We start from the raw sequence: 17,138 nt of genomic DNA on the forward strand, positions 1-17,138 counted from the left end.
ACTATGAAATGTCAATGGAACAGATCGGGCAATCTGTGGCATAAAAAATGATTCCATTCCAAAAGATAACGAGTGCAATATAAGTGCAGAGTGCAATAGGCAGGAAAAAGCCCTCTGAGCTAAACAGCAGCTCAGAGGGCTCCGGATCATCATGGCTTTCATCGCCGGGATATCGGGCAGAGAAATCGTACCCATCTGACATTTGCTGAAAATGCCGATATCCCGTTTTTGAAGAGACTTTTTCTGTTCATATGCTTCCCTGCCGTAAAAGCTCACCGGTCTTTTTTCCGAAGCTCCTGGAGCTTTACGTTTGTAAATGCGAGCAGGCGGCTGACCGCCTCCTCATCCTGCGAAAACATTCCGCCCATCTCGCTCACCGTCAGTCCGCTCATAATCCCCAGCATCGACTTCCGGGCTTTCATCGCGCCGAAGCGGTTCAGGGCCGCGACCAGCGTATCCGCCGCCGCATCGTCTGCAAGAATATCGGCGATGGTGTCACGGATGCTGAAATATCCGTCATGAAAGGTCAACGGCGGCGCTTCGGAGGTATCGTCAATGACGTTAAACCAGTTGGCCGCTCCGCTCCCGCCGTCGCTGTCCTCTTCCTCCGGTGCGATATAGGCCGTCTCCGCCGCCGCAGTCTTTTCAAAGACCGCCGCATCGCTGTATTCTCCGGCCGCCGCCCGGATGAAATTATATTTTTCTGTCAGAGGCACATTCTGGAAAATAAATACCCGTTCGCCTTTCAGAACGGCAAATTCCTTTCCGTTTACCGACAGGGTCACCTCCTTCTGATTGCTGTATACCTTGATATCAATGGCGGGCTTTTCCCTCCTGCTGAAGCGCTTTCCGCAGATATGCACAAAGCTCTCGTCCGACCACCATGCCTTATACAGGTAGAACGAATCCTTTTTGATTTCCCGGTCAAACGTAACCAGGCCCTTATTGTTTCTTCCTCTTACGCCGCCCTCGTCTCTTCCGTCGCAGCCAAAATCGAACATGTTCCAGATATGGGTGGCCCACAGATAATCTCTCCGGGAAATGACCTCCGCCATATGCTCATGGTACAGCGCTTGATATTCCTCCGTATAATCCTTGCATCTCGGTTCGTCGCTGTGCCAGCTTATGATCCCCTCGCAGCCGTATTCCGCAAGCCCGAGCGGCCTGTCCGGATATTTTTCATGGAAGCGGTCGACAAATTCCTCATTCTGCGCAAGCTCGCCCCCGTACCAGCCATAGTAGATATTGTAGCTGACGAGATCGGTGATCCGGTTCTGCTTTGAGGCGATGGGCAGCATGGACACCTGCGCCATCGTCGACAGTCTGGAGGGATCCAGCTCCTTAACGAGAGCGTTCAGTTCCTTAAGTCTCTCCTGAAGCCCCTCCCTGTCTCCTCCGATGGTGATCTCATTGGAAATTCCCCAGCATATGATGCTGGGATGATTGTAATTCTGACCTATCAGCTCCCGCATCTGCTGCATCGCGTTGCAGTGCGAGGCCGGATCCGGGTTCATCACGGAAATAAACGGGATTTCCGCCCAGACAATAAAGCCATATTCATCGCACAGCGAGTAGGTCTCCTGGCTGTGCTGATAATGCGCAAGACGGATCGTATTTGCGCCGAGCTCCCGGATCAGCTCCATATCCTGATGATGCCGGCTCCGCGCATTGCCGAGCAGCAGCTCGTCCTGATGCATTGCGACGCCCCGAAGCGGCATTTTTTTGCCGTTCAGGAAGAATCCCTGCTCCGGGTCCACCGTAAATTCCCGGATGCCGTATGACAGCGATATGCTGTCCATGATCTCATTGTGCCTTACGAGCCGGACCTCCGCGTCATACAGATACGGGTCCTCGACGCCCTGCCAAAGATGCGGCTTTTCGAGCATGCCGGCCAGCGTCGTGTGCGGCGATGCCGGCGTATAGAAATGCCGCTCGGCAGCTCTCCCGTCCTCCTCTCCCATGAGGCAGAGCTCGAGCATATCTCCCTTTTGCGGCTTCTCTATATGAGCATCGCAGCGGATGAGCACCCGATCCCCGTCGATTTCGGATGAGAGCCGGATCCCGTCCGAGCCGCAGGAATCCATCGCAAAGTGCGCGGCGGGCACGGCGATCAGCTTCACCTCACGGTAAATTCCGCCGTAGAATGTGAAGTCCGCCATCTGCGGATATACATCCGAATAATTTTTATTGTCGGCCTCTACCGCAAGGCGGATCTCACGCTTTCCCTGAAAGCTCTCCGTCAGATTCACAAAAAAGGCCGCGTATCCTCCCCTGTGCTCCGCGATGAGACTCCCGTCCGCATAGACATGCGCCACGGAATTTACCGCGCCGAGCTTCAGATATATCTCGTAGTCATCCGGAATATCCGGCTTACGGATTTTCTTTATATACAATGCTTTTCCGCGGTAATAATCCGCGCCGCCGTCCTGCCCGTCAAAGGCGTTGAACGTATGCGGCAGATCGACGCGCTGCAAATCCTCGGATCCCTCCGCGCCCGTATGGACGCCGTCTTCGTAGCCGCCATATCGAAAATACCATTCTTCATTCAGCGTGTATTCTAATCTCATAGCACTACCTCTCCTTTCTCGTCCTCTTTCATCGGCAGTACAATCATCAGATCGATCAGCGTCATGGCGAGCGGTATTCCCGTCCAGCAAAAGAGCAGATACAGAAATCCGAGCAGCTTTCTTCCCGCGTAAAACCGGTGCGCTCCGCAGAGCCATCCGGCAGACAGCGCAAGACAGATATATTTTTTCCGATTGACGCTCACATATTTTCTCCGCTGCACGAGCCCGTCAACCCATCGGACAAAGCGGCTCTCCGGCTGACGCTTCCCCGTGCTTTCTCTCAGCCGCAGCAGCTCCTCCTCAAGACGGATAAATTCCGCGGCGCTCACCGGCGCCTCCCCGCCGGCGCCGCCTGCCGGACGCCGCGCGCCCGCTCTGTCCGCTCCATGCCCCATAGACACCGCCTCCTGCATCACGCCCTTCCGATTCACATTCTTCCGCATCACGCCCCGGCGGCCTGCTCCGCCTTGATTCTCGCAATCTCTCCCTGTATGGACTCCATTTTCTCTTTGGTAAGCGGATAGAACCTCATGGCGATAATATTGCAGATCAGGCCGAAAATCAGAAGACCGTACATGCAGATCATCGCCACCAGCTTGATGCCGCCGGAATACGGTGTATCCACATCGGGAAGCGCCGTTTTGAAGCCGATCGCCGCGCACAGGAGTCCGATGATGGTCACGCTGACAGACGAAATCAGCTTATCCACGCAGGAGAACAGTGTTCCCATAAGTCCCGGGACATATTTTCCGGAGCGGTACACCTCATAATCCGCACAGTCCGCCGTCATCGGAATCACGATGTTTCCGGACACTCCGGTAAAGCCCTTCATCAGCAGATACAGCGTCAGGAAGATGACGGTAAACGCGTTCCATCCCGTGAAGCCCTCGCCGGGGAGACTCAGTGTCGTCGGATCGAATATATAAAAGCTGAGGATGGATAAAATGCAGGTTATGAGAGCGCCGTACGTACCGAAAAGCATCGCTTTTCTCTGCCCGAGATATCTTGCAATGTAGCCCACGCCGAACATCAGGATGAGAAAGGTCGGTATGGCCGTGTAGGCCGCCACGCTCCCGCTCAGCCCGTAGTTGCCGCAGACGATGGCATAGAGCATGACGCCGACCGTGGAATTGCTCTGCGTAGTCAGCGCCAGCTTATCCGTTGACGCGGATACCACGAGCATCTGTATGGCTCTGTTTCTGGAGAGCACCTCCCAATAATCCTTTACGCTTATTTTCTGCGGTATGCCGAGGCCGAAATACTCTGTCCTGTCCTTTGACGAAATGGAAATCACGGCGATGATCGTAAAGATCGCGGACACTCCCGCGGTAATCATCCAGAACTCCCGAAAGAAGCCAAGCTCGAATCCGCCGTACTTCGGCTGCAGATATTTTGCGACCAGCCATGGCATGAACGCAAAGAGAACGGTATTATAAATGCCGTCAAATATGGTAAAGATCGGTCTCTGTTTCGGGTCGTTGGTGAGGCAGGTCTGCGCCGACTTGGTTACCACGCACTGGAACGTATATCCCACGATATACACCATATAGAGTCCGATGAACAGGAAGAACCTTGCCCCCTCGGGCGCCCGGTGCGATACCGTAATCATCAGAAAGGAAAATAACGCCAGTATCACATTCCCGATAATCATGAACGGCCGGTTCTTGCCGAATCGGGTATTGGTTTTATCTACGATATATCCGATAAACGGATCCGTGACGCCGTCCCACATGCGCATGCCCATCAGAACCGTAGAACCCAGAACCACCGCAACGCCGACAAAGCCCACAAGATAGTAGACGATGAAATTCATAAAAAACAAATATAAATTCGTGGCGGTATTGTTTAAGGCAAAGCCTCCGATCTGCCACAGTCTGGCGCGGTGCATTCCGTTTGTCTGATTATTCATAATCTGCCTCCTCTGCTGTGTCACAATGCAGTATCCCATCTTCCGCAAAACACATTCTCGTTATATCGTCCCTTAAAATCGGTCTTTCCCTCCATTTTGTCTATGGCTGCGGCAATCGCTTCTCTGTGCGGCATGTAGGCGTTGATGTAGCATCTTGCCATGGGCACGTCGATCAGCAGATTCGTGAAGCCCAGCGACAGTGTGAAGGTCGGCAGCTCCGACATATACCACGGCTGCTTCACCGGCTCGTCCCATTTCACCCTCATGGTGTTGTACTGGGCAAAGCCCTGTATATTGAGCACCAGAAGCACGGCATCGTACCGGCTTCTGAACTCCTCCGTGCTGCCCTTGGAGAGCGGAACAGAAGCGTCAACCTCATAACCCCTGCCCTCAAGCTCCGAAATAAGATTCTGCATCACCTCCCTGTCGTCAGAGGGGATTTTTCTTCCTGCGATGACCATATCCTCGGAGCCGACGTAAAAGAGCTTCAGTCTCCTGTATTTTTTCACCGTCATCGGCAGATATCCCCGGGTATCCTTTACCAGCGTTACAAAGCGGTCGGCAAGTCTTGCGGACAACGCATGATGCTCCCTCGAGCCCACACACTCCAGATTTTTTCTGTCCGGCATCCGTTCTCTTCCCGGATCCAGCAGGCCTATATGCGCTTTCACGCCCAGAATTCTTCTCAGCGCATCATGCAGCCTTTCCTCCGTAATGATTCCCGTCTCAACGCCCCGCAGCATATTTCCGAAATCCTCCTCCCCGTCATTGAAGAAAAGGAACATATCACAGCCGGCGGCAATGGCGCGCGGCACCTGCTCGCTTCTTCTCAAGCTGCTCCCGAACATTCCGATCATGTGCGAGGCATCTGTCAGCACCATGCCGTTGAATCCGAGCACCCCCTTCAGCAGTCCGCCGATCAGCTCAGGAGCCAGCGTCGCCGGACGAATGTCTCTGTCCCGGAGCCCCGGAACGAGCTTTCTCTGATAGTGCGGCAGGGCGATATGTCCGGCCATGATGGTCAGAACACCGTCGTCGATCAGCACACGATAGACCTTTCCGAAGCTCTCCTCCCACGCGCCGACCTCCAGATTGTTCACGCCCATCATAAGATGCTGATCGTTTTCCTCGGTTCCGTCTCCCGGGAAATGCTTGATACAGCTTGCAATATTCTGTTCCCGCATGGCTCTGAGAAACTGCCGGCTGTAACGGATCACCTCATCGGGAGAGGAGCAGAACGCTCTGTTCTGTACAATGGTGTTCCTCCAGTTGAACGTGAGATCCACAACCGGCGCAAAATTCCAGTTGCACCCCACCGCTTTCGCCTCCTCCCCCGCGGCGCGGGCCATCTCATATACCGCCTCCTCATCGTTGATCGCGGCCAGCGCGGCTCCATTGGCAAGGGGCGTTCCTCCCTTTACGCCGCCGCTCCCTCCCTGCTCGCAGTTGGCAGCGATCAGAAGCGGAATCCTGCTGCATTGCTGCAGCGTGTCCGCCATATCATATATTTCTTCCTTCTCTGCGTTCTGATAGCGGATGCCGCCCGGATGATATCTGTCAATCAGCTCTCTGAGCTTTTCCGGCGCTCGCTCCTCCCGGCTCCCGACCATCGCGATAAAAAGCTGCCCGACTTTCTCGCGAAGACTCATTCCCGCTATCATGCTCTCGATCCGCTCTATCTGCCCCTCCGTCAGATCATAGGGCTTTTGTCTTAAATCAACCGGCATCCGTTCTCCTTCCCCGTTTCGGCCGCTCCGCTATTTCAGCAGTTCTGTAAATTCCTTCAGAAGCGCTTCCTGCTCCTTTTTCCCGAACAGGCCGGAAGCAAGCCGCCGTATGTTCTCCTCCAGCCTGTCCCACGATGCATTCTCCTTCCCCGGAACGATAGGATAAAAATATACTCCGTTTGCTTCCGCCGCCCTGAGGTCTCCCGGGGCATCTCCCACCATGAGGACGGTCTCCCTTCTGTACCCCTCCCGCAGAAGCCTCCGGATGCACTCCTCCTTTGTCCCGCAGTCCTGCGACATGAAATATCTCACACATTCCGCCAGCTTATGCCTCTCCCATTCCGCTTTCAGCGCGGCGGGATTGGCACTGGAGACAACCGCAATGTCATACTGTGCGCCAAGCCTCCGCAGAACCCGCGCCGCCGAGGGATACGGCGCCAGCTCTCCCTCCGGCAGGCAGCGTATCTGCGTGTTGACAAGCACGGACCACTCCATGGCGCGCTGCAGCGGCTCCGCGGAAAGCCCCCGCGCGCGCATCTCTCGGATCGCCGCCTCCAGAGCGGCTTCCGAAAGCGCTTCCGTATTCTCCGTCCAGTCCCGGAGTGTCTCCACTCCGTCCACCCTTTTATATTTTTTGTCGATTTCTGTCAGAATCCGGCAGAGCGCCTGAAAGCGATTGATTCCTCTTTCGGCGGAATACAGATTGATGGTATTCCATCTCTGCAGCACCGCCTCTTCAAATTCTTCAAGCCCGTAGACCTTCACAAGACAGGGACCGAAACACCGGATATGCTTAATGTCCATGACATCCATCACGCAGCCGTCCGAGTCCACACAGATCAGGATTTTTTCGTCTGTCATAGCGCTCCTCTCCGCGATCGCTGCTGTTTTCTACACTTTACATAAAATGGCGGAAAAAAAATTGCATGTTATTAGGCAAAAATAGTACGATATTAATGTTAATTGGCAAAAATATGGAAATTCAGTGAGGATTATGCAGAATGATGAACGATGAATCCGTTTTATTTGAAATGGACGGGAACCGCATAGAGGAAAGATATCAGATTGAGGAACAGCTTCTGGACAGCGTTTCCCGGGGCGATTACCGGGAGGCCCGGCGGATTTACCTGCTTTTCCGCGAATATAAGTTTGCGCCGCGCACAAAGGATATATTCCGAAATGAGCAGAACCTGATGATTGTACTCAGCACGATGTGCCGGAAAATACTGCAATACAAAAACCATATTCATCCGATGTATCTGGATCAGGCATCCACCAGAATCGCCATACAGATCAATGAAACGGGAACCGCGAGGGAACTGGAGGAGCTCCCGAAAAGCATACTCAGAAGATACTGTCTTCTCGCAAGAAGCTATACGCTGAAGGGCTATACTCCCGTCGTCATGCAGGCCATAAACTACATCACCTTTCATTTTACCGAGGATATCTCTCTTGCCCATATTGCCGGCAAGTGCAATATTTCCAAGCAATATCTGTCTTCGATTTTCAAAAAGGAAACCGGTCTGAGCGTGACCGATTATCTGCACGACATCCGCATCAAGAGGGCTTTGTTTCTTCTGAACTCGACCGATTATCCCATGGACATCGTCGCCGCCCGATGCGGATATCATAACGTCAATTATTTCATCCGTATTTTCAAAAGGCTCCGGCAGCAGACTCCGAAGCAGTACAGCATGAAGCTGGGGAAGAAAACGCTTCATTGATCTTCTCTTTTAAGAAAACCAGGAGGGCCGCCGCACATTCGTGCGGCGGCCCTCCGTAAACTTATCCTCTTTCCGGCGGCTGCCCGCCGCCGGAGCGACAGACCTGCCATCCGTCTGTCAGCGTCATGACTCCTTTGCTTCTCTTCTCAGTTTGATCTCGGCCTGCGCCGCGGCAAGACGCGCGATCGGCACACGGAACGGAGAGCAGCTCACATAGCTTAAGCCCGCACGGTTACAGAACTCGATGGAGGCAGGATCGCCGCCGTGCTCGCCGCAGATGCCCATATGGATGTCCGGACGCACCTTTTTCGCTTTCGCCGCGGCCATCTCGATCAACTGGCCGACGCCGTTCTGGTCAAGATGGGCAAACGGGTCCGCCTCGTAGATCTTGCTCTTGTAATAATCCTGCAGGAACTTGCCGGCATCGTCACGAGAGAAGCCGAATGTCATCTGCGTCAGATCGTTTGTCCCGAAAGAAAAGAACTCCGCCGACTCCGCAATGGAATCCGCCATCAGAGCGGCTCTCGGAATTTCGATCATCGTGCCGACATGGTACACGAGATCGGAGCCCTTTTCCGCCTTAACCTGCTCTGCGGTGCTGTCGATCACTTTCTTGACGACATCCAGCTCTTTCTTATCACCTACGAGCGGAACCATGATCTCCGGCTCGATGTGATAGCCGCACTCCGCGTTCACCTCGATCGCCGCCTCGATCACCGCTCTCGTCTGCATCCGGGCAATTTCCGGGTAGGTGACGGACAGACGGCAGCCGCGGTGTCCCATCATCGGATTGAACTCATGCAGCGCGTCGCACCGCGCCCGGACATCCGCAAGCGTGAGGTTCATGTCGTCGGCAAGCTCCCGCATGTCCTCCTCGGTCGTAGGGACAAACTCGTGCAGCGGGGGATCCAGGAAACGGATCGTGACCGGCATGCCCTGCATCGCCTTGTAGATGCCCTTGAAGTCCCCTTTCTGATAAGGGATCAGCTCGTTCAGCGCAGCCTCTCTCTCCTCCGTCGTATCGGAGAGAATCATGCGGCGGATCTTCGGAATACGCTCCGGCGCAAAGAACATGTGCTCGGTGCGGCACAGTCCGATCCCCTCCGCCCCGAGGTTCACCGCATTCTCCGCGTCCGCCGGCGTATCAGCGTTGGTGCGGACCCGGAGTCTCCGGAACGAATCCGCCCACTTCATGATGCGCTCGAAATTGCCGGTGATCGACGCCTCAACCGTGGGGATATCGCCGAGATAGATCTTGCCGGTGGATCCGTCGAGAGAGATGTAGTCTCCCTCTCTGACTGTGACGCCGCCAAGCTCAAAGTATTTTTCCGCCTCATTCACCGTCATGTCACCGCAGCCGGAGACGCAGCAGGTGCCCATGCCGCGGGCCACGACCGCCGCATGCGAGGTCATGCCGCCGCGCATGGTCAGAACGCCCTCTGCCGCGTGCATTCCCTCGATGTCCTCCGGAGAGGTTTCCTGACGGACCAGAATGACCCTTTGCCCCTCGGTGCGCGCCGCAATCGCGTCGTCCGCATCGAAATAGACGCGGCCCGCCGCCGCGCCGGGAGACGCCGGAAGCGCCTGTCCGATCACGCGTCCGTTCTTCAGCGCCTGCACGTCAAAATTCGGATGGAGAAGCTGATCGAGAGACTGCGCCTCGATGCGAAGCACCGCCTCCTCCGGCGTGATCATGTTTTCATCAACAAGGTCGCAGGCGATCTGCAGAGCTGCCTGCGCGGTTCTCTTGCCGTTCCGGGTCTGCAGGAAATAGAGCTTGCCCTCTTCGATGGTGAACTCCATGTCCTGCATGTCACGATAATGATTCTCAAGAATCTTCGCCGAATCAATGAACTGCTTGTAGACTTCCGGCATATCCTCCTGCAGCTTGGTGATCGGCTGCGGCGTGCGGATACCCGCGACGACGTCCTCGCCCTGCGCATTGATCAGATACTCGCCGAAAATTCCTTTCGCTCCCGTGGAGGGGCTGCGGGTGAACGCCACGCCCGTACCGGAGGTATCGCCCTTGTTTCCGAACACCATGGCCTGCACATTGACCGCGGTTCCCCACGAATACGGGATATCGTACATTCTGCGGTACGAATTGGCGCGGGGGTTGTCCCATGAGCGGAACACCGCCTGAATCGCCGCCATCAGCTGCTCTCTCGGATCCTGCGGAAATTCCTGTCCCATCTTCTCCGCATAAACCGCCTTGAAGCGGGAAATGATGTCCTTCAGATCCTCGGCCGTCAGCTCATAATCATAGACATAGCCTTTCGCCCGGCGGGTCCCGTCCAGAATGCTGTCAAAAAAGGTCTTGCTCATCCCCATGACGACATCCGAGAACATCTGGATGAAGCGCCGATAGGAATCGTAGGCAAAGCGCGGATTGCCGGTCTTTCTCGCAAATCCCTCGACCGATACATCGTTGAGGCCGAGGTTCAGAATGGTATCCATCATGCCGGGCATGGATGCGCGGGCGCCGGAGCGGACAGAAACCAGAAGCGGGTCCTCCGTGTCGCCGAACTTTTTCCCCTGACGCTCTTCAAGCCAGCTCATCGCCTCGTAGATCTGTCTCTGCGTATCCTCGCTGATGGTCTTGTTCTCTTCATAGTAGTCCGTACACGCTTCGGTAGAGATGGTGAAGCCGTTCGGAATCGGAAGACCGATTTTCGTCATCTCCGCGAGGCCTGCGCCTTTACCGCCCAGGAGGTTCCGCATACCGGCATTTCCCTCTGTGAACAGATATACCCTTTTGCTCATGCCTTAACCCTTTCTGTGCCGCTCCGGGCACATGACATAATATGAAGTCAATCCCTTTGGGGAAGGATTGCTAGAGTAAGTCCGCCTCCTCGGGGAGGAAGCTGTCAAAAATAAACACGTCAAAATGTCTCTTCGCCCGCTCGAGCTGCTCCCGGCTCCGGATGGTCCATGCGGCCGCACCGATCCGGTACAGGCCGCGGCAGAGCTTTCTTGACGGGTTCGCCTGATTCTCATGATTGTATGCGATGAAGTCCGGGCCGGTCAGGAAATTTTCCATCAGCATCTGCAGCAGAAACATCCCCGGCGCATGCCTCCCCCAGTATTTTCTGCTGCGGAGAAAGGCGTCCGAGAGCTGCCCGCGCATGACCTCCGGCGCATGCTTGCGGTACCAGAGAAGCACCAGCGGATTAAACGATTCGATGCAGTACACGCCCGGATAATTCCGGAGCATCGGCGCACAGATCCGGCATACGGAGAGATCCCGCGCCTCGACCTTATATTCCACAATGAGCGGCACCGCGCCGTTCACTTCATCCAGAAACTCGCGGAACGACGGAATCTGCTCATCGCTTGTTCCGAGCGTGAAGCGGCGCAGCTCCTCGAACGTATAGTCGCTTACCTTTCCCGGGACGCCGCACATCCGCTCCAGTGTGAAATCATGAAAAACGACCGGGACATGATCCCGCGTCGTCTGAACATCGAGCTCGATTCCATACCCCGCCTGCACCGCCCTACGGAACGCAGGCATTGAATTTTCCGGCGCCCCGGTCCGATTGTCGTGAAGCCCCCGGTGTGCGAAAAGTTTTGTCTGAAAAGCCGTCCGATCCGGGCGGTTCAAGAGTCTTGGCATGATCGCCAGCAGGTACAGTACGGCAAATATGCCGAAAACAGTAAACAGAAGCCGAAAAGAATTAAGAATCATCATATCCGTTAGTGAAATGACAGAGAGCCGTCTTTCATAAGTCTCAGGAGCCGCCCGCCGCCCTGCTTCCGTACCGGTCGCACGCCGCGCAGGGAGCGAAGCACAGCGCTCCGTCTCATGTAATTATAGTAACATGAAAAAGCTTTTTTTGCTATGCCTGCCGCGGATCCTCCGGGAGGAGTTTCCCGCATCATCGCCGCCGCTTCCTGCGGGCCCTCCATGCAAAGAGGCTGCGGTCGGAATGCGCGTCGTTCGCGTGGACGCCGATATAGCTCGCCCTCGACTTGGAGAAGACGATTGTCTGGCTGTAATAGAGGCTGGCGTAGCCAGAGAGCAGGTAGCTCACGATGCTCGCAAAAGCAAAATATACGATACCGCCCGAGCCGAGACCGCCGAACAGCTCACCCGCCAGAGCAAACGGTGCAAAGAGGCTGTTGGTCGCACCGCCGAATACCACGATCACGCCGAGCGCTGCAGAAAAGCCTCCGGGGAGTCCCAGCAGCGGCCCGGCAAAGGCCCCGAACGTTGCACCGATGAAGAAAACCGGCATCACCTCACCGCCCACGAGCCCGGCGCCCAGCGTGACCGCCGTGAGAATGAGCTTCAGGATAAAATCATGGGGCCTCGCCGTCCCGAGAAGAATCGCATCGTCCATCATGTAGCTGCTTCCCCCCGCGTAGCCGTAGGTTCCGTCGAGCAACATGACCGCCGCGACCAGAGCGCCACCCACAAGCGCGCGGATCCAGCGGTTCGGGAGAAGCCGCTGCATAAAATGCGAGGTCGCGTGGAGCACGTCGCAGACCACGGTCGACAGCACGGCCCCCAGCGCCGAGAGCACCGCCACACGCCAGAGAACCGACGTTCCGTACAGCGGAATGTCGACGGCATACCGCTCCGTATGCACGCCAAGGCGCGACGCCACAAGATGCGCGGCAATGGCGGCGATCAGATTGGGCAGCATGGAAATAGAGAAAAAGCTCCCGGAGGTAGTCAGCATGGTGATAAAAAAGGTCGCCGTGACCGGCGTTCCGAAAATCGCCGCGAACAGCGCTGCCATCCCTGCCCTGGAGCACAGCTCCGCGTCATTCGCATCAAGGCGGAGGAGGCGCGCGATGAAGTTGCCCAGCGTGTCGCCGATCTGAAAGGCCGCCCCCTCTTTGCCTGCCGAGCCGCCGAAGAAATGCGAGATCCACGTGCCTCCGATGACGGCAGGCAGAAGCTTCAGCGGAAGACGCTTTCCCTGACTCACCGATTCAACCATGGTGTCGAGATTCTGCCCCGTAGAGCCGGTGATCCGGTAGAGCCCTACGACGAGAACACCCGCCAGCGGGAGCAGGAAGATCAGCCGGTGATGTACCTGAAAGAAAGCGTCCGAGAACACCAGCCCGTGATAAAACAGCGCGCCGAACAGGCCGCAGATGATTCCGACCACCGCGCCGATGAACGTCCATTTGAAAAAGCTCTCTGCGCTGATCCACAGATTCACGAGCTGCGTCCGGTAATAGGAAATACTCAGATCATCCGGCCTGCCGCCTCCGTCCGCTCCCCGGGCCTCTTTGATTTCCTCTCCCGTCTCCGCTCCGTTTCCCTGCTTTTCCAACTCCATACCGCACTGTTCCATATCGCTCCGCCTCACTGTCGTTCCTTTTTATGCCGCACAGGCTACTCTGCTTCGTGCGGTTTGTTGGCCGCGGGCGTCCTGCATGAACCGCCTCCGGGCCGCGTCCGGGATCTCCTTTTTCGGGGTCCCGCCATTTACAGCACCGCTATTGTACCGTATTTTGGTAATTATAGCAGTTGAATTTACTTATTTTTCCTGTAAAATGACAGTTGTTGCAGTCAGCATTATTTATATAGTAGAAAGTTTTCATCAAAGAAAGAGGTCTCCGCTCCATGATCGCAGCCAATAACGTTACCTACCGCGTCGGAAAGAAAGCGCTGTTCGAGGAAGTCAACATCAAATTTGTCGAGGGCGAGTGCTACGGCATCATCGGTGCAAACGGCGCTGGAAAATCCACGTTTCTGAAGATTCTCTCCGGACAGCTCGACACCACAAACGGCACCATCTCCATCACGCCCGGGCAGCGCCTGTCCTTTCTCGAGCAGGACCAGAACAAGTACAACGATCTGGAGGTTCTCGAAACCGTCATGCAGGGCAACGCACGCCTGTATGAGATCATGAAAGAAAAGGACGCGCTCTACGCCAAGACGGATTTCAGCGATGCCGACGGCGAACGCGCTGCGGAGCTGGAGACTGAGTTTGCGGAGATGGACGGCTGGAACGCCGAGACGGACGCCGAGACGCTCCTCACCGGTCTCGCGATCGCTCCCGAGCTCCATCACCTCACCATGGGCGAGCTTAGCGGCGCGCAGAAGGTCAAGGTACTGCTCGCCCGCGCTCTCTTCGGCAACCCGGATATCCTGCTCCTCGACGAGCCGACGAACCATCTCGACATGGACGCGATCGCATGGCTCGAGGAATTCCTGATCGGCTTTGAAAACACGGTCATCGTAGTCTCGCACGATCGGTATTTCCTCAACAAGGTCTGCACCTGCATCGCCGACATCGACTACGGCAAGATTCAGCTCTACGCAGGCAACTATGATTTCTGGTACGAGTCCAGCCAGCTCATGGTCCGCCAGATGAAAGAGGAGAACCGCAAGAAAGAGGAAAAGATCAAGGAACTCAAGGAATTCATTTCCCGCTTCGCTGCCAACGCCTCAAAGTCCAAGCAGGCGACCTCGCGCAAAAAGGCCCTCGAGAAGATTCAGCTCGAGAATATCCGCCCCTCCTCCCGCAAGTACCCTTACATCGACTTCCGGCCGGACCGCGAGATCGGGAACGAGGTGCTCACGGTCGAGAACCTCAGCAAGACCATAAACGGCGTGAAAGTGCTCGATCACATCTCCTTTGTGATGGGCCGCAATGACAAGATCGCCTTTGTCGGCGGGCAGGAGCTCGCCAAGTCCACACTCTTTGAAATTCTGATGGGAAGACTCGAGCCGGACGAGGGAAGCTTCAAGTGGGGCGTCACCACCTCCCAGTCCTATTTCAAAAAAGATAACACCAGCCTCTTCGACTCCGATCTCAATATCACCGAATGGCTGTCGGGATATTCTGCCAATAAGGACGTTACCTACGTCCGCGGCTTTTTGGGGCGCATGCTCTTCCCCGGCGAGGACGGCGTAAAGAAGGTCCGTATTCTCTCCGGCGGCGAAAAGGTGCGCTGTCAGCTCTCGTCCATGATGATCAGCGGCGCGAACTGCCTCATCTTCGACGAGCCGACGAACCACCTCGACATGGAGTCCATCTCCGCGCTGAACGACGGCATGATCCGCTTCCCCGGCGTCGAGCTGATCGCCTGCCGCGACCATCAGGTTGTGCAGACCACGGCGAACCGCATCATCGAACTGCTCCCGGGCGGAGGCTATATCGACAAGGTCACCGACTATGACAGCTATCTCGCCGCGGACGCCGACGCCCGCCGCAGAACCGTCTATGTCTCCGACGCAGAGGAGGACGAAGTCCTCGAGGAGTGACCGCCCATGCATGCTGTTGATCTGCACGTCCATTCCACCTTCTCCGACGGTACCCTTACGCCGGCCGAGCTCGTCGCCCACGCGCGGGATCTCGGCCTCTCCGCGTTCGCCCTGACCGATCACGACACCACGGACGGCATCGAGGAAGCGCAGCGCGCCGCACGCGGCACGGGCGTCGAGGTCATCCCCGGCATTGAATTTTCCACCGAATATCACGGCCGGGACATCCATGTGCTCGGCTACTATTTTCGCTGCGACAGCCCCGGATTTCAGGAGCGCATCCATGAATTTGCCGACGCGCGCGATCTGCGGAACCGGAAAATGTGCCGCCTCCTGTGCGAGGCCGGTCTTCCGGTTCCCTATGAAGGTCTCACGGCGGAAAACCCGGGTGCGGTGATCACCCGTGCGCATTTCGCCGCCTACATGGAGGCGCACGGCATCGTAAAAAGCCGCGCCGAGGCCTTTGACCGCTATATCGGCGATCACTGCAAATACTTTGTCCCCCGCGCCAAGATTTCACCGGCGATGGCCGTCCGCTTCATCCGCGAATTCGGAGGAGCCGCCGTCCTCGCACATCCCCTCCAGTATCAGATGGGAAAGGAAGCGCTGTCCTCTCTTGTCGCGGAAATGAAAGAGGCCGGCATGTGCGGCCTCGAGTGCATCTACTCTAAATATTCCCCCGCCGAGACAGAAGAGCTTCGCCGCCTTGCAGAGGCGCACGGCCTCCTTGTGACCGGCGGCTCCGATTTTCACGGCGCAAACAAAAGGGATCTCGAGATGGGCACCGGCTACTGCGGAAAGCTCTTTGTCCCGGAGACGGTTCTGCTTGCGCTGAAGCACCATGTTTTTCACATCTCTCCCGAAACAAAGCTCTTCTTTGCCGATCTCGACGGCACACTCTTAAACAGCGAAAAGCACATCTCTCCCGCAACGCGGGACGCGCTGAATCACTGGGCCGCCGCCGGGAACCGGCTCGTGCTCAGCTCCGGCCGAACGCTTTTTGATATGCAGATGGTCCGGCAGGACAATCTGCTTCAGGATTTCCCCGGCCTCTACCTCTGCGCCTGCAACGGCGCGGAGCTCTACGACTGCGGCTCGGAGGCCGTGATCTTTCATGAGGGGCTTCCCTTTGACGCCGTCCGGAAAATCGTGCAGCTCGCCGACGAGTGCGGCGTCTATATCCAAAGCTACAACGAGGCGGGCATCGTCGCCCGGTCCGCGGAAAAAGAGACGGAATTCTACCAGCGCTGGCACCGCATGCCGCTTTGTGTGACCGGCCCCGATCTCAGCTCCGGCATGTCGCAGGAGCCGTGCAAATGCCTTGCCATAGCACTGAATGCACCGGAAAAGCTCGAGCGTCTCCGCCGGCGCGTGAGCGACGAGCTCGCGGGCACAGCCTCCGCGTTCTACTCCAACCAGTGGTACCTCGAGATCGTATCGGTTCATGCCGGGAAAGGTGCCGCCGTGCAGCGAATCTGCCGCATGCTCGGCCTTCCGGTCAGCAGCAGCATTGCCGCCGGCGATTCCGAAAACGACATCAGCATGCTCCGCGAGGCAGGACTCGGCATCGCCATGTGCAACGGGATCAAGGAGCTCCCGGAGCTGGCCGCGGCCGCGGACATCATCACCCGCGATGACAACGACCACGACGGACTTGTCCCGGTTCTTGAGGCCCGGATGGACCGCGCCGGCGCGTAAACGGCATACGGATGATCCTCTCACATGCTTGTGGTACGCTTTCCGATAGAGGATTGTGTCCCGCGGAAGATCGACAGAAAGAGATTGTTTGATACGACGACTATTGCTCTCCCACACTGATCAATTGCACGGCGAATTATTTCGATCTCATCTCCGCCATAGGTCAGCATCCATTCATCATTCATGACAGCATACTTTACGCAGACGTCATCCACTTTGATGAAGTCAACTCCCCAGGACGCCGGATGGGCGACCTGCCTTACAGTATATTCCGTTCGCTTCCCTTTC

At 56.4% G+C, this 17,138-nt stretch carries 11 protein-coding genes; 3 read left to right on the top strand and 8 right to left on the bottom strand.

Annotated features, from left to right (window positions below; all coding sequences use genetic code 11):
• Window positions 1-272: 272 nt before the first annotated feature.
• The 5 genes from E0E20_RS07020 to E0E20_RS07040 are packed head-to-tail and all read right to left on the bottom strand — an operon-like array spanning window position 273 to window position 7,064.
• Window positions 273-2,567 (bottom strand): glycoside hydrolase family 2 protein, encoded by a 2,295-nt coding sequence (locus tag E0E20_RS07020; RefSeq protein WP_130837498.1) that lies wholly within the window; start codon window positions 2,565-2,567, stop codon window positions 273-275.
• Window positions 2,564-3,010, bottom strand: a complete 447-nt coding sequence (locus E0E20_RS07025; RefSeq protein WP_242622721.1) for a TM2 domain-containing protein — start codon at window positions 3,008-3,010, stop codon at window positions 2,564-2,566. Before E0E20_RS07025 ends, E0E20_RS07020 begins: the two co-directional genes overlap by 4 nt.
• Window positions 3,010-4,476, bottom strand: a complete 1,467-nt coding sequence (locus E0E20_RS07030) for an MFS transporter (RefSeq protein WP_130837499.1) — start codon at window positions 4,474-4,476, stop codon at window positions 3,010-3,012. The genes E0E20_RS07025 and E0E20_RS07030 overlap by 1 nt, the downstream gene beginning before the upstream one ends.
• Window positions 4,477-4,496: 20 nt before the next feature.
• Window positions 4,497-6,203 carry a glycoside hydrolase family 3 protein gene (locus tag E0E20_RS07035; protein ID WP_130837500.1) on the bottom strand — a complete coding sequence of 569 codons (1,707 nt, stop codon included), beginning with the start codon at window positions 6,201-6,203 and terminating at the stop codon, window positions 4,497-4,499.
• Window positions 6,204-6,233: 30 nt separating this feature from the next.
• On the bottom strand, window positions 6,234-7,064 hold the full coding sequence (locus E0E20_RS07040; RefSeq protein ID WP_130837501.1) for an HAD family hydrolase: 831 nt from the start codon (window positions 7,062-7,064) through the stop codon (window positions 6,234-6,236).
• 140 nt (window positions 7,065-7,204) lie between these two features.
• Here E0E20_RS07040 and E0E20_RS07045 point away from each other — a divergent pair, with 140 nt between their 5' ends.
• Window positions 7,205-7,927 (top strand): helix-turn-helix transcriptional regulator, encoded by a 723-nt coding sequence (locus tag E0E20_RS07045; RefSeq protein ID WP_130837502.1) that lies wholly within the window; start codon window positions 7,205-7,207, stop codon window positions 7,925-7,927.
• A 123-nt stretch (window positions 7,928-8,050) separates the two neighbouring features.
• On the opposite strand, the gene ppdK is transcribed toward E0E20_RS07045, so the two are convergent.
• From ppdK to E0E20_RS07060, 3 genes are all read right to left on the bottom strand, one after another.
• Window positions 8,051-10,690, bottom strand: coding sequence for a pyruvate, phosphate dikinase (ppdK, locus tag E0E20_RS07050; protein WP_130837503.1), 2,640 nt, complete (start codon window positions 10,688-10,690; stop codon window positions 8,051-8,053).
• Window positions 10,691-10,760: 70 nt separating this feature from the next.
• Entirely contained in the window at window positions 10,761-11,615 is an 855-nt protein-coding gene (locus E0E20_RS07055) for a glycerophosphodiester phosphodiesterase family protein (RefSeq protein ID WP_330508861.1), read from the bottom strand.
• A 187-nt stretch (window positions 11,616-11,802) separates the two neighbouring features.
• A complete protein-coding gene (locus E0E20_RS07060; protein WP_130837505.1) occupies window positions 11,803-13,233 on the bottom strand; it encodes a chloride channel protein in 1,431 nt (476 codons plus the stop codon).
• Between the two features lie 272 nt (window positions 13,234-13,505).
• On the opposite strand from E0E20_RS07060, the gene E0E20_RS07065 reads away from it, so the two are divergent.
• Both E0E20_RS07065 and E0E20_RS14340 read left to right on the top strand, forming a co-directional pair.
• Window positions 13,506-15,152, top strand: a complete 1,647-nt coding sequence (locus tag E0E20_RS07065; protein ID WP_130837506.1) for an ABC-F family ATP-binding cassette domain-containing protein — start codon at window positions 13,506-13,508, stop codon at window positions 15,150-15,152.
• Window positions 15,153-15,158: 6 nt separating this feature from the next.
• A complete protein-coding gene (locus E0E20_RS14340) occupies window positions 15,159-16,850 on the top strand; it encodes a Cof-type HAD-IIB family hydrolase (RefSeq protein WP_165444020.1) in 1,692 nt (563 codons plus the stop codon).
• Window positions 16,851-17,138: the final 288 nt, after the last annotated feature.

It is taken from the genome of Lachnoclostridium sp. Marseille-P6806, from assembly GCF_900625025.1.
GTDB lineage: Bacteria > Bacillota > Clostridia > Lachnospirales > Lachnospiraceae > CAG-791.